General features: G+C 70.3%; 14 protein-coding genes. 6 read left to right on the plus strand and 8 right to left on the minus strand.

Annotation, left to right across the window (positions count from 1 at the left end):
- Window positions 1-35 precede the first annotated feature (35 nt).
- Window positions 36-1,157, minus strand: coding sequence for a serine protease (locus OG246_RS18925; protein WP_266463552.1), 1,122 nt, complete (start codon window positions 1,155-1,157; stop codon window positions 36-38).
- Window positions 1,158-1,306: 149 nt separating this feature from the next.
- Entirely contained in the window at window positions 1,307-1,651 is a 345-nt protein-coding gene (locus tag OG246_RS18930; protein ID WP_266463555.1) for a hypothetical protein, read from the minus strand.
- A 158-nt stretch (window positions 1,652-1,809) separates the two neighbouring features.
- On the opposite strand from OG246_RS18930, the gene OG246_RS18935 reads away from it, so the two are divergent.
- Both OG246_RS18935 and OG246_RS18940 read left to right on the plus strand, forming a co-directional pair.
- Complete coding sequence (locus OG246_RS18935; RefSeq protein ID WP_266463559.1) at window positions 1,810-3,267, plus strand: aldehyde dehydrogenase; 1,458 nt, start codon at window positions 1,810-1,812, stop codon at window positions 3,265-3,267.
- Window positions 3,268-3,269: 2 nt separating this feature from the next.
- A complete protein-coding gene (locus OG246_RS18940) occupies window positions 3,270-3,503 on the plus strand; it encodes a ferredoxin (RefSeq protein WP_266463562.1) in 234 nt (77 codons plus the stop codon).
- 17 nt (window positions 3,504-3,520) lie between these two features.
- Here OG246_RS18940 and OG246_RS18945 read toward each other — a convergent pair whose 3' ends face one another.
- On the minus strand, window positions 3,521-4,213 hold the full coding sequence (locus OG246_RS18945; protein ID WP_266463563.1) for a TetR family transcriptional regulator: 693 nt from the start codon (window positions 4,211-4,213) through the stop codon (window positions 3,521-3,523).
- A 250-nt stretch (window positions 4,214-4,463) separates the two neighbouring features.
- Between OG246_RS18945 and OG246_RS18950 the strand changes: the two genes are divergently transcribed.
- From OG246_RS18950 to OG246_RS18960, 3 genes are read left to right on the plus strand one after another with little or no spacing between them, the layout of a single operon-like run.
- Window positions 4,464-5,906, plus strand: a complete 1,443-nt coding sequence (locus OG246_RS18950; RefSeq protein ID WP_266463565.1) for a glycosyltransferase family 4 protein — start codon at window positions 4,464-4,466, stop codon at window positions 5,904-5,906.
- Window positions 5,900-6,646 (plus strand): class I SAM-dependent methyltransferase, encoded by a 747-nt coding sequence (locus OG246_RS18955; protein WP_266463568.1) that lies wholly within the window; start codon window positions 5,900-5,902, stop codon window positions 6,644-6,646. Before OG246_RS18950 ends, OG246_RS18955 begins: the two co-directional genes overlap by 7 nt.
- The gene (locus OG246_RS18960) at window positions 6,643-7,713 is read left to right on the plus strand and encodes a prenyltransferase/squalene oxidase repeat-containing protein (protein WP_266463571.1); all 1,071 of its coding nucleotides are present in this window, start codon (window positions 6,643-6,645) and stop codon (window positions 7,711-7,713) included. Before OG246_RS18955 ends, OG246_RS18960 begins: the two co-directional genes overlap by 4 nt.
- Window positions 7,714-7,733: 20 nt before the next feature.
- On the opposite strand, the gene OG246_RS18965 is transcribed toward OG246_RS18960, so the two are convergent.
- Window positions 7,734-8,021 (minus strand): hypothetical protein, encoded by a 288-nt coding sequence (locus OG246_RS18965; protein ID WP_266463580.1) that lies wholly within the window; start codon window positions 8,019-8,021, stop codon window positions 7,734-7,736.
- A gap of 141 nt (window positions 8,022-8,162) precedes the next feature.
- Here OG246_RS18965 and OG246_RS18970 point away from each other — a divergent pair, with 141 nt between their 5' ends.
- Complete coding sequence (locus OG246_RS18970; RefSeq protein WP_266463583.1) at window positions 8,163-8,723, plus strand: hypothetical protein; 561 nt, start codon at window positions 8,163-8,165, stop codon at window positions 8,721-8,723.
- A gap of 21 nt (window positions 8,724-8,744) precedes the next feature.
- Here OG246_RS18970 and OG246_RS18975 read toward each other — a convergent pair whose 3' ends face one another.
- The 4 genes from OG246_RS18975 to OG246_RS18990 all read right to left on the minus strand — a co-directional run bounded on the left by OG246_RS18975 (window position 8,745) and on the right by OG246_RS18990 (window position 12,508).
- Window positions 8,745-9,755: an LLM class F420-dependent oxidoreductase gene (locus OG246_RS18975; protein WP_266463594.1), complete on the minus strand. Its 1,011-nt coding sequence runs from the start codon at window positions 9,753-9,755 to the stop codon at window positions 8,745-8,747.
- A gap of 112 nt (window positions 9,756-9,867) precedes the next feature.
- Window positions 9,868-10,686 carry a hypothetical protein gene (locus OG246_RS18980; RefSeq protein ID WP_266463597.1) on the minus strand — a complete coding sequence of 273 codons (819 nt, stop codon included), beginning with the start codon at window positions 10,684-10,686 and terminating at the stop codon, window positions 9,868-9,870.
- 160 nt (window positions 10,687-10,846) lie between these two features.
- Window positions 10,847-11,800: an N-acetylmuramoyl-L-alanine amidase gene (locus OG246_RS18985; RefSeq protein ID WP_266463599.1), complete on the minus strand. Its 954-nt coding sequence runs from the start codon at window positions 11,798-11,800 to the stop codon at window positions 10,847-10,849.
- A 69-nt stretch (window positions 11,801-11,869) separates the two neighbouring features.
- Window positions 11,870-12,508 (minus strand): LysE family translocator, encoded by a 639-nt coding sequence (locus OG246_RS18990; RefSeq protein WP_266463604.1) that lies wholly within the window; start codon window positions 12,506-12,508, stop codon window positions 11,870-11,872.
- Window positions 12,509-12,526: the final 18 nt, after the last annotated feature.

Genomic DNA, 12,526 nt, shown 5'->3' on the forward strand with positions numbered 1-12,526 from the left:
GGAGCCCAAGTCACCTGACAGGTGCGGGCAATGGGTCAGGCGCTGTCGTTGACCGCGTTGATGACCGCCACCGCGTTGGCGTCGTGGGTGGAGGAGAAGAGGTCGTCGTCGAGGCGCTCATCCGTGGTGGCGTCCGACTCGTAGTGGCTGTTGGCGCCGACGATCTGCGGATTGGAACTCAGTGCGCCGATGAACATCGGGCCACCGCTGGCGCCCTTGCCCATGTCGCAGTCCATCTTCAGCCGGTCGTCCAGGGGGTTCAGCGACGAGGCGTCCTCGGTGTTGCCGAAGCAGTACATCATCTGCTCGCCGTCCATGTCGGTGCGGTTGTAGCCCTCGCCCGGGTAGCCGACGGTGAACGCTTCGTCGTAGTCGGTGACGGAGCCGAACTGGTAGCCCAGCGCGCCGATGTTGTCCTGGATGTTGCCGTACGTGTCGCTCGGGGACAGCACCACGGCGGCCATGTCGGACTCCTCGCTGTCGCCCTCCTCCAGCCATTCGGTGGGCGCGTATTCCCGGTCCGCGACCCAGACGCCCCACGGCTCCTGGCCGTCCTTGTAGCCCGGGATGAACTGGAAGTTGCTGAACCAGCCCGCGTCCCCGCTGCCGTCGCCCAGGTGGACGCAGTGGGCCGCGGTCCAGATGGTGTTCGCGGTATCCGAAACGATCACCGACGCGGAGCAGGCGCCCGGGCTGCCGTCGGGTTCGGTGTAGAAGAGCTTGCCCACGACGACGTTGGGGATGGAGGTGGAGGCCGGCACGTCCTGGGCGACAGCGATGTCGGCGGCCGCTGCCGCCTGGGCGGAGACGCTGGAGGAGACAGTGGAGAGGGTGGACGATGCGGCTCCGGCGGCGGGTTGGACCGCGTCGGCGGAGGCGGTGACATGCTCGGCCTCGGCGGCGGACGTGCCCGCGAAGGCCCGCTCGCTCTTGACGTTCCCGGCGGGCACTGAGGGCAGCCGCTCGGGGGCGGCGAGTGCTCTTTTCATCCGCTCAGGGGTCCAGTAGGCCAGGACCTCCTCGGGCGACTTGGTCTCGATGTCGACGCCGACGCCGGACGGGGTCGCCGCCGGGACTGCCGCCGAGGCCGGGGCGACCAGGCCTGCCAGCAGTACGGCGGTACAGGCCGCGGTGGTGGTCAGGAGCTTGAGTTTCATCTGCCTTGTCCTCTATTCGTGACGCGCGCATGACACATCGACGCGGCATGAATGGCGCGTGATGGATGGCGCTGGTGGATGTGGGGTGATGCGCGATGCGCGATGCGCGATGCGTGGTCAACCCGCCGTGGAATGACTGGAGTTGCCGATTACCAGCAGTCCGGGTCGAACAGAACCTTCAGGCCTTCGCACGGGTACACGGTCGGCATGTCGGCGGGTTCCGCGTACTGGACGATGGCCCGCTGCCAGCCGGTCCGGATCTCCGCGGTGCTCATCTTCGAGGTGTCGGGCAGCTGCTCCCCGTGCTCTGTGAGCGTCTTGCCCCAGTCGCGGATCATCTCGTCCCGGGTGGCGGGCGTCGCCGTCTGGCTGGACACCCCGGGGTGCTGCGCCTCTCCGTTCGCCGAAACGGCCCACCCGGCACCGCAGACGGTGAGTGCCACGACCGCCACGGCGATCGCCCACCGGCGGCCCGGCCCTCTGTTGCTCGCCATCCCCGTTTACCTCCCCTTGACTTGATCATCGTAGAGCCGGGGAGATCCGGAAGGTGTGGCGAAGTGGTGTGAGGGCCGTGGACTCCTCCGAGTGGAACTGGTATCAGTTTCCATATCTGATGAACCGTCAGGGAACGTCCCCGGAGAGGCAGTCGGCCATGACCGAGCTTGTGGAACACGGACAGCTGTTCATAGGCGGGGAGTTGACGGACCCGCTGGGCAAGGACGTCATCGAGGTGATCTCGCCGCACACGGAAGAGGTCATCGGACGCGTCCCGCACGCGTCGACGGCGGACGTCGACCGTGCCGTCGCCGTCGCACGGCAGGCCTTCGACGAGGGGCCCTGGCCGCGGATGAGCCTCGACGAGCGGGTCGAGGTGGTGAGCCGGATCAAGGACGGGATCGCCGTACGCCACGAGGAGATCGCCCGCGTCATCTCCTCCGAGAACGGCTCCCCGTACTCCTGGAGCGTCCTCGCGCAGGCCCTCGGCGCGATGATGGTGTGGGACGCGGCGATCACGGTCGCGCGCGGCTTCACGTACGAGGAGACGCGCGACGGAGTCCTCGGGAAGATCCTCGTGCGGCGGGAGCCGGTGGGCGTGGTCGCGGCCGTCGTCCCGTGGAACGTGCCGCAGTTCGTGGCCGCCGCCAAGCTCGCCCCCGCGCTCCTCGCCGGCTGCACCGTCGTACTCAAGCCGTCGCCCGAATCACCCCTGGACGCCTATCTGTTGGGGGAGATCGCGAAGGACGCCGGGCTGCCGGAGGGCGTCCTGTCGATCCTCCCGGCGGACCGCGAGGTGAGCGAGTACCTGGTCGGGCACCCCGGGATCGACAAGGTGTCCTTCACCGGGTCGGTCGACGCGGGCAGGCGCGTGATGGAGGTCGCCTCGCGCAATCTCACCCGCGTGACACTGGAGTTGGGCGGCAAGTCGGCGGCGGTGGTCCTGCCGGACGCGGACATCGCGACGTCAGTCCCCGGGATCGTCGGGGCGGCCTGGATGAACAACGGCCAGGCGTGCGTCGCCCAGACCCGCATCCTGCTGCCGCGCTCGCGCTACGACGAGTTCGCGGACGCCTTCGCCGCGGCGGCGAGCGCGCTGGTCGTCGGCGACCCGCTGGACCCGGCGACGCAGGTCGGCCCGCTGGTCGCGAAACGGCAGCAGCAGCGGAACTTCGACTACATCCGCATCGGCCAGGAGGAGGGCGCCAAAGTCCTCACCGGCGGCGGCCGTCCGCCCGGCCTCGACCGTGGCTGGTACGTCGAGCCGACCCTCTTCGGCGACGTCGACAACTCCATGCGGATCGCCCGCGAGGAGATCTTCGGCCCGGTGATCTGCCTCCTTCCCTACGGTGACGAGGACGAGGCGCTGAAGATCGCCAACGACTCCGACTACGGGCTGAGCGGCAGCGTCTGGACGGCGGACGTCGGGCACGGCATCGAGTTCGCCCGCGGGGTCCGTACCGGCACGTACAACGTGAACACCTTCAGCCTCGACATGCTCGGCCCCTTCGGCGGCTACAAGAACTCAGGGCTGGGACGGGAGTTCGGGCCCGAGGGCCTCAGCGAGTTCCTGGAGCACAAGATGATCCACCTGCCGGCCGGCTGGGAGGCGTAGGAATGGGCGACCGCTGGCAGATCGAGGTCGACCGCTCCCTCTGCATCGGCTCGGCCCAGTGCGTCCACCTCGCCCCGGGCTCGTTCCGGCTCGACACCGGCATGCAGTCCCACCCGGCAGAACCGGAGACCGACGCCAACGAGAAGATCCTGGAGGCGGCGGAGGGGTGCCCGGTGGAGGCGATCATGATCACGCTGCTGGGGAGCGGGGAGCCGGTGTTCCCGCCCGAGGAGTAGGGGAAGCGGCGCTGGTCTCAGCGCCGCTCGCCCGGGTCCGTCAGGTCGATCAGGCGGCAGACCGTCTCGATGTCGATCTTTACCTGGGCGATGGAGGCCCGGCCGGAGAGCCAGGTGATGAGGGCCGAGTGCCAGGTGTGCTCGATGACGCGGACGGCGGAGAGCTGGGCGGGGGTGGGGTCGTCGAGGCCCATCGCGTCGAGGATGATCACCGTGGTCATCCGGGAGACCTGGTCGACCTCGGGGCTGACGCTGCGGTCCGCGAAGGTGAGCGCGCGGACCATGGCGTCGGCGAGATGGGGCTCGCGCTGGAGGGCGCGGAAGGCCCGCATCAGGGTCTCCGCCACGCGCTCGGCGGCCGTGTCCCCGGCCGGCGGCTTCTTGCGCAGGGTGCCGTGCATGTGTTCCAGCTGGTCCTGCATGGTGGCGACCAGCAGATGGACCTTCGACGGGAAGTAGCGGTAGAGGGTGCCGAGGGCGACCTGCGAGGACTCCGCGACCTCGCGCATCTGCACCGCGTCGAAGCCGCCCCGGCTGGCCAGTTGCGCGCTCGCGTGCAGGATCCTGCGGCGGCGCGCCTCCTGCCGCTCGGTGAGCGGGGGAGAGGCGGGGAGCGCGGTGGAGTGTGTGGTGGTGCGCGGGGGGTGCGGCGCGGTGGGGTGCGAGTCCGGTCGCGCGCTGTTCGTGTCCGCCTTGGCTTCCGCAGGCATGGTTCCCGTTCCGTGACATTCCGTGACATCAGCGAGAGAAGCGAGGAGTCGGCGCAGCAGGGTATTCGACCGCCGCGCGGATCGGGCGACCATGCCACCTCGTCGTGGCGTGAATCACCTGATCCACCGCTCACAGCGGCGCTACCTGCCGGTAGATTCAATGCTCCTTGAACGATCAAGTCTGAAACTTGTTCTAGATTAGCGTCCCGGCGTAATCTCGCGGGAAAGTGCAGGGAGAAGGGGGCCGAGAGTGACCGCTGAGGCCATGGAGGCGGGCCCCGGAGAGGGCGCGGCCGCCGACGGCGAACGACCGTTGCGCATCGCGCTTCTCACGTACAAGGGGAACCCGTTCTGCGGCGGCCAGGGTGTGTACGTACGACACCTCTCGCGCGAGCTCGCCCGACTCGGACACCATGTCGAGGTCATCGGCTCCCAGCCCTATCCGGTGCTGGACGAAGGCCTTCCCGCCCTCAGTCTCACCGAGCTGCCCAGCCTCGACCTGTACCGCCAGCCCGACCCCTTTCGCACCCCCAAGCGCGGTGAGTACCGGGACTGGGTCGACGCGCTGGAGGTCTCCACCATGTGGACCGGCGGTTTTCCCGAGCCGCTGACCTTCTCGCTGCGCGCCCGGCACCATCTCCGCGCCCGCCGCGGCGAGTTCGACGTCATCCACGACAACCAGACCCTCGGCTACGGGCTGTTGGGGGACATGGGCGCCCCGCTGGTCACCACCATCCACCACCCCATCACCGTCGACCGGCAGTTGGAGCTGGACGCCGCCAAGGGCTGGAAGCGGCGCATGTCCGTACGCCGCTGGTACGCCTTCACGCGCATGCAGAAGCGGGTCGCGCGCCGCCTGCCGTCCGTGCTCACCGTTTCCGGCACCTCACGCCAGGAGATCGTCGAACACCTCGGCGTACGCGACGACCGTGTGCACGTCGTCCACATCGGCGCCGACACCGACCTTTTCTCGCCAGACCCCTCAGTGCCGCAGGTGCCGGGCCGGATCGTCACCACCTCCAGCGCGGACGTGCCGCTCAAGGGGCTCGTCTTCCTCGTCGAGGCGCTCGCGAAGGTGCGCACCGAGCACCCGGGCGCGCACCTCGTCGTCGTCGGCAGGCGTGCCGAGGACGGGCCCGTCGCGCAGGCCATCGAGCGGTACGGCCTCGAAGGCGCCGTCGAGTTCGTCAAGGGGATCTCCGACGCCGAACTCGTCGACCTCGTACGGTCGGCCGAGGTCGCCTGCGTGCCCTCCCTGTACGAGGGGTTCTCCCTCCCCGCCGCCGAGGCGATGGCGACGGGCACGCCGCTCGTGGCCACCACCGGCGGGGCCATCCCGGAGGTCGCGGGCCCCGACGGCGAAACCTGCCTCGCCGTGCCCCCCGGCGACTCGGGCGCACTGGCCGCCGCCCTGAGCCGCGTCCTGGGCAACCCGGAACTGCGGGCCCGCCTGGGCGCCGCCGGCCGCACGCGCGTACTGGACCGCTTCACCTGGGCCCGAGCCGCCGAGGGCACGGTCTCCCGCTACCGCGAGGCAATGACCCGCTCCGCGGGCGGGCCGGCCGACCACTCCGCGCCCGAACCCCCCAGCCGCTCCGCGGCAGGCCCCCGCCGCTCCGCGCCCCAGACTCCCGGCCGCTCCGCGGCCTCAACAGACCCCGCCCCCGATCGCGAAAGCAGGGCCACGTGCTGACCGTCGATTTCTCCCGGTTCCCGCTCGCCCCGGGCGACCGCGTACTGGACCTCGGATGCGGTGCCGGCCGGCACGCGTTCGAGTGCTACCGGCGCGGTGCCCAGGTAGTGGCGCTGGATCAGAACGCCGAGGAGATCCGCGAGGTCGCCAAGTGGTTCGAGGCGATGAAGGAGGCGGGCGAGGCGCCGGCCGGGGCCACCGCGACGGCCATGGAGGGCGACGCCCTCGCGCTGCCGTTCCCCGACGAGTCCTTCGACGTCGTGATCATCTCCGAGGTCATGGAGCACATCCCGGACGACAAGGGCGTACTCGCGGAGATGGTCCGGGTCCTCAAGCCGGGCGGCCGCATCGCGATCACCGTGCCGCGCTACGGGCCCGAGAAGGTCTGCTGGACGCTGTCCGACGCGTACCACGAGGTCGAGGGCGGCCACATCCGCATCTACAAGGCGGACGAACTCCTCGCCAAGATCAGGGAGGCCGGGCTCAGGCCGTACGGCACCCACCACGCGCACGCGCTGCACTCCCCGTACTGGTGGCTGAAGTGCGCGTTCGGCGTCGACAACGACAAGGTGCTGCCCGTGCGGGCGTACCACAAGCTCCTGGTCTGGGACATCATGAAGAAACCGCTCGCCACCCGGGTCGCGGAGAACGCGCTGAACCCGCTGATCGGCAAGAGCTTCGTGGCGTACGCGACCAAGCCGCACCTGCCCGCCGCCTCCGCCGCGGTGGACGCTTCGTGACAACTCCCCGGACAGAACACCTCGTCCTGCCCGGGGTCCTCACCGCCGAGCAGGCTGCCGCCACGGTGCGCGGGATCCTCGCGGTGCAGCGCCCGGACGGTGCCATCCCGTGGTACCGCGGACATCACCTGGACCCCTGGGACCACACCGAGGCGGCCATGGCGCTGGACGCGGCGGGGGAGCCCGAGGCGGCGGAGCGCGCGTACGAGTGGCTCGCCCGCCACCAGAACCAGGACGGCTCCTGGTACGCGGCCTACGCCGACGGGGACTTCGAGGACGTCACCGACCACGGCCTGGAGACCAACTTCTGCGCGTACATCGCGGTCGGCGTCTGGCACCACTATCTCGCGACGGGCGACGACGCGTTCCTGGACCGGATGTGGCCGAACGTCTACGCGGCGATGGAGTTCGTGCTCCGGCTCCAGCAGCCCGGCGGGCAGATCGGCTGGAAGCGCGAGGCCGACGGCCGGGCCGTCGACGACGCGCTGCTGACCGGGAGTTCGTCGATCCACCACGCGTTGCGCTGCGCGCTCGCCATCGCCGAGCAGCGTGAAGAGCCGCAGCCCGACTGGGAGTTGGCGGTGGGCGCGCTGCGGCACGCGATCCGCAGGCACCCCGAGCGGTTCCTCGACAAGGACCGCTACTCGATGGACTGGTACTACCCGGTGCTCGGCGGCGCGTTGACCGGCGCCGAGGCCAAGTCCCGTATCGAGGAGGGCTGGGACCGCTTCGTGGTCCCCGGAGTCGGCGTCCGCTGCGTGAGCCCCAACCCGTGGGTGACCGGCGGTGAATCGGCCGAACTCGCCCTGGCGCTCTGGGCCGTGGGTGAATCCGACCGCGCACTGGAGATCCTCCAGTCCATCCAGCACCTGCGCGACCCGAAGACGGGCCTGTACTGGACCGGCTACGTCTTCGAGGACCGGGCCATCTGGCCCGAGGAGCTCACCAGCTGGACGGCCGGCTCACTCCTGCTGGCCGTCGCCGCACTGGGCGGCGACGAGCCCACCTGCGCCGTCTTCAGCGGCGAACGCCTCCCGACGGGCCTGGACCCCGACTGCTGCCAGTAGAGGTCCAGTTCCGCAGGTTCTCAGCGCCGGTGCATCCGGTTGGCCACGGCGTGGCCGACGAAGAGGTAGACGATGGCTGCGAGGCCGTAGCCCGCGACGACGCGAGCCCATTCCTCGTCGAACGTGAACAGGTCGCGGGACCAGCCCGCAAGCCACGCCGCCACGTCGTGAACGAACTGCACCAGATCGTTGGCGCGGTTCGCGTCCATTAGATACATGATGATCCAGAGACCGATGATCACGGCCATCGCATTTGCGACGAGCGCGATGACCGTCCCCGCCGGGTTGGAACGATTCTCAGGGGCCATGCCCTCCGGATTGCCCGCGAAGCGTGGATGAAACCCGAACGGGTTCGCTCAAGTGGCGCAATCGCGGGCCCCGGGCGACGCTGCTGGAAGAGCCGTGTTCTCCCGGAACCGGGGAGGACCGTTCCCTTCCCGGAGGACCCCGTGCCCGTACCGATACGGCGCCTCGTCGTGGCGCTCAGTCTCTGCTGCGCCCTGCTCGCCGGAGCCACCGCCTGTGGCAGTGGCTCAGCCACCCAGGACACCGCCGCGGTGGTCGCGGCCGCCACTCCGACGCCGACCACCTCGGCCGAGAAGCAGAAGTTCGCCAAGACCCGTTTCGTGGTGAACGCGGGGCTCGCGGCCGGAGCCACCTACCAGTGGATCGTGAAGCCCTGGAAGGCCGGCAAGTTCAAGAAGGGCGCCAAGGGACGCAGGCTCGCCCTCGTGAAGGCCGGCGTCGCGGGCGCGTTCACGTACAACCGCCTCAAGGCCGCGACCAAGAACGCCCAGGGCGACCCGACGCTCGCGAAGGCCGTCGCCCCGCTCGCGGCGGGCATCGCCGCGCTCAAGGACCTGCCGTCCAAGCTCCGCAAGGGCGACTCGACGGACGCGGTCGTCGGCTCCTTCGACGACATCATCAACGACGTGAAGGACGCCGGGAAGAGCGCCGGTGCCGAGGTGACGGACCAGGTACCTTCGGCTTCCCAGCTGACCGGCGGCTAGGGCCTGTCCGCCGTACAGGATCTAGGAGTTGAGCTCGGCGAGTACGCGGAGTGTGGGCGGGTCGGAGGAGAGCACCAGCAGGTCGGTCACCGGGCCCTTCCGCCACAACTCCAGGCGCTCGGCGATGCGTTCACGCGGGCCGACGAGTGAGATGTCGTCCGCGAAGGCGTCGGGGACGGCGAGTACGGCCTCCTCGCGGCGCCCGGCGAGGAACAGCTCCTGGACGCGCCGGGCCTCCTCCTCGAAGCCCATCCGCGCCATCAGATCGGCGTGGAAGTTGCGGGCCGCGTGCCCCATCCCGCCGATGTAGAAGCCGAGCATGGCCTTCACGGGCAGCAGCCCTTCGGCGAGGTCGTCGCAGACGTGCGCGCGGGCCATGGGGGCGATGAGGAAGCCGTCCCGCAGGTCCGCAAGCGAGGCCTCGTACGCCTGAGGACGTGTCGGCGACCAGTACAGCGGCAGCCAGCCGTCCGCGATCCGCGTGGTCTGCGCGATGTTCTTCGGGCCCTCGGCGCCGAGCAGGACGGGCAGTTCGGCCCGCAGGGGATGAGTGATGGACTTGAGCGGCTTGCCGAGGCCGGTGCCGTCCGGGCCCCGGTAGGGGTGGGAGTGGAAGCGTCCGTCGAGTTCGACCGGGGCCTCGCGCCTGAGGACTTGGCGTACGACATCGACGTACTCCCGGGTCGCGGTCAGCGGCGACTTCGGGAACGGGCGCCCGTACCAGCCCTCGACGACCTGCGGCCCCGACAGGCCGAGGCCGAGCATCATGCGCCCGCCCGAGAGATGGTCGAGGGTGAGCGCGTGCATCGCGGTGGTGGTGGGGGAGCGGGCCGCCATCTGCGCAACCGCCGTACCCAGCTTGATCCTTGACGTCTGCGCGGCGATCCAGGTCAGCGGGGTGAAGGCGTCGCTGCCCCAGGACTCGGCGGTCCACACGGAGTGGTAGCCGAGGCGCTCCGCCTCTTGCGCGAGCGGTACGTGGTCGGCGGAGGGGCCGCGTCCCCAGTAGCCGAGTGCGAGCCCGAGCCGCATGTCTCCTCCAGGCGCGCTGTTCTGACGGTATGTCAGATGCAGGCCCGGTCGAGCGTACGACAACGGCCCCCCGCCCGGAAGGGCGAGGGGCCGTGCGGAACCGGAGTGCGGATCAGCCGCGCTGGATCCCCGACGTGTCCTGCAGAACACCGCGACGGCCGTCCTGCGTCTGCGCCACCAGGCTGGGGCCGCGCTGCTCGACGGCCAGGTACCAGGTGCCCGGCGCCAGTTCGGCGATCGGCGTCGGCGAACCGTCCTCCGCGTACAGCGGACGCGGCACCGGCACGGCGAACCAGAACGGGGAGAAGTCCCCGGCCGGCTGCTGCACCTGCGGCGCCGGAGCCTGCTGCGGCTGGCTCGGCTGACCACCGAACGGCTGGCCCTGCTGCGGCTGCGCGCCGTAGGGCTGGCCGGGCTGCTGGGCGCCCGGGTAGCCGTAACCACCCTGCGGCTGACCGCCGTAGGGCCCCGGGGCGGCGGGCTTGGGAGCCGGGAGGAGCGCGGCCGTCAGGGCGGGGACGAGCGGGGTGGCGATCGCGGCGCCGGCCAGGATCAGAGCGGCGAGCAGGCCGAGGATCAGACCCATGCCCGTGTCGATTTCCGCGGAGCCGAAGCTGTCGCTGAACGCGCCCAGCGGGTCGAAAATCGTCCAGAGCGAGGTCCACGCGGCGAAGATCGTCAGGGCCACCCCGAGCTGACCGAGGTCGAGCCCGATGACCTTGCGCGGCTGCGGGAGCGCGCGAGCGACAACGATCAGAGCCGCACCGATGATGCCGCCGACGTACACGCTCATCAGAAGGCCCAGGTTGTCCCAGGCATTGGGGATGTCGTCGCCGGAGGTGTCGTACGTGCCGAGGAACGAGGCGATCAAGAGCAATACCGCTGCTCCGATCACCACGCCGTCGCCTCGAGTGAGGGAGCGGATATTCACTTCAGTCGGTCCTTCGTGGTCGTCTCGTCGTCGGTGGAGGCGTCGCTGCCACCATGCCGCCGTAAGGCCGTGGTGTGAAGCGCGGGGGTGGCCCCTCATCGTAGAGACGACACTATCGCCCGCTTCACCAGGGTGTCCGCCGGGTTCGACGCACTGATCGTCACCCGCGCAGGAAACTCACGATTCCATCAGAGATCCCACTTGCCGCCTTCTGCCGCCACGCGCCGCTGGTCAGCCGGGCGGCGTCCTGGCTGTCACGCATGTTGCCGCACTCGATGAACACCTTTGGAACCGTTGACAGATTGAGACCGCCGAGATCCGTCCGGACGTCGAGACCCGTGCCTTCGCCGATGTAGTTGGAGGGCGCGGTGCCGGTCTCGCGGGCGAAGTTGCCCGCGATGCGCACGCCGAGATCACGGGACGTCGCGATGATCGGGCGGGTGTCGGCGGCGCCGTCGTGGACGGTTCCGGGAAGGATCACGTGGAAGCCGCGCTGGCCGGCGCCCGCGCCGTCCGCGTGGATCGAGACGACCGCGTCGGCGTTCGCCTTGTTGCCGATCTCGGCCCGCTCGTCGATGCACGGGCCCCAGGAACGGTCGCCGTTCTGGGTGAACTTCACCGTGGCGCCCTGCTGTTGGAGGATCGTGCGCAGCCGCCGCGACACGTCGAGGGTGAACTGGGCCTCTGTATAACCCGCGTTGGTCGCGGTGCCCGTCGTGTCGCACTCCTTCGAGTTCGTTCCGATGTTCACCTTGCGGTTGATCTCGGCCGTGTGCTGGAAGTTGCCGGGGTTGTGCCCGGGGTCGATCACGACGACCTTGCCCTTGAGGGGGCCGGAGGCGGCGGGCGCGGACGACGTGGGGCTCGGTTCCTTGCCGTCGCCGGTGCTCGAGGGCGTCGGCGACCCGGAGGCGGAGGAGGTGGAGGGCGCGGAAGAGGCGGCCCCCCGCGTCTGCTGCGGCGCGGCTCCGTCCCCGGAGTCGTCAGCCACCGCCTGCCACACCAGCCACCCGGCCAGCGCACCCGGCACCAGCGCGGCGACCGCCACGGTCAGCGGCCCGCGCCGGGAGCGGCGCGGCTGGGGAGGTTCGAAGTCAGGGCCTACGTACGACACGCCTGCCACCCTACGGGGCGGTGTGCCGGGTGGCCCGCAGGGTCCCCGGGAAGGCGGACCCGCCCTGATCTATTCCTTGCGGCCCGTCGCCGCGACCGTCACACCGAGGCCGATCATCGTGAGCCCGCCGACTCCGCCGACCAGCGCCAGCCGCCGCGGCGAGTTCGCGAACCAGCTCCGCGCGCCGGCCGCGACCAGTCCCCAGGCGCTGTCGAAGACCACCGCGATGACATTGAAGACCAGCCCGAGCAGCAGCATCTGAGCGCTGACGTGCCCCTGGCTCCGGTTGACGAACTGAGGCAGTACGGCGGCGAAGAACACCATGGTCTTGGGGTTGGCCACGCCGACCGCGAACCCCTCCCACAGGGTGCGCAGACCGCCGTGCGCGGGACCGTCACCGGTGAACGCGGCCTGCAGCGACCGGCGCTGCCGCACCGCCTTGACGCCGAGATACACCAGGTACGCGGCGCCCGCCAGCTTCAGCACCGTGAAGACGAGCACCGAGCGCTCCACCACGGCCCCGACCCCGAGCGCCACCGCCACGACGAGCACGCAGGCCCCGAGCGTGTTCCCCGCGACCGTCGTCAGCGCGGCCCGGCGGCCCTGCGCCAGCGCCCGCCCGATCACGAACAGGACGCTGGGGCCGGGTATCACGATCAGCAGGAACGACATGGCCGCGAAGGCCAGCAGTCGGTCGGCAGGCATCATGCGGCCCATGTGAGCACG

It is taken from the genome of Streptomyces sp. NBC_00620, from assembly GCF_026341825.1.
Classification (GTDB): domain Bacteria; phylum Actinomycetota; class Actinomycetes; order Streptomycetales; family Streptomycetaceae; genus Streptomyces.

Excerpts from the sequence above, each read along its gene's own strand:
- OG246_RS18925 (WP_266463552.1), bottom strand. The coding sequence starts at position 1,157 with ATGAAACTCAAGCTCCTGACCACCACCGCGGCCTGTACCGCCGTACTG.
- OG246_RS18930 (WP_266463555.1), bottom strand. The coding sequence starts at position 1,651 with ATGGCGAGCAACAGAGGGCCGGGCCGCCGGTGGGCGATCGCCGTGGCG.
- OG246_RS18935 (WP_266463559.1), top strand. The coding sequence starts at position 1,810 with ATGACCGAGCTTGTGGAACACGGACAGCTGTTCATAGGCGGGGAGTTG.
- OG246_RS18940 (WP_266463562.1), top strand. The coding sequence starts at position 3,270 with ATGGGCGACCGCTGGCAGATCGAGGTCGACCGCTCCCTCTGCATCGGC.
- OG246_RS18945 (WP_266463563.1), bottom strand. The coding sequence starts at position 4,213 with ATGCCTGCGGAAGCCAAGGCGGACACGAACAGCGCGCGACCGGACTCG.
- OG246_RS18965 (WP_266463580.1), bottom strand. The coding sequence starts at position 8,021 with ATGGCCCCTGAGAATCGTTCCAACCCGGCGGGGACGGTCATCGCGCTC.
- OG246_RS18975 (WP_266463594.1), bottom strand. The coding sequence starts at position 9,755 with ATGCGGCTCGGGCTCGCACTCGGCTACTGGGGACGCGGCCCCTCCGCC.
- OG246_RS18990 (WP_266463604.1), bottom strand. The coding sequence starts at position 12,508 with ATGATGCCTGCCGACCGACTGCTGGCCTTCGCGGCCATGTCGTTCCTG.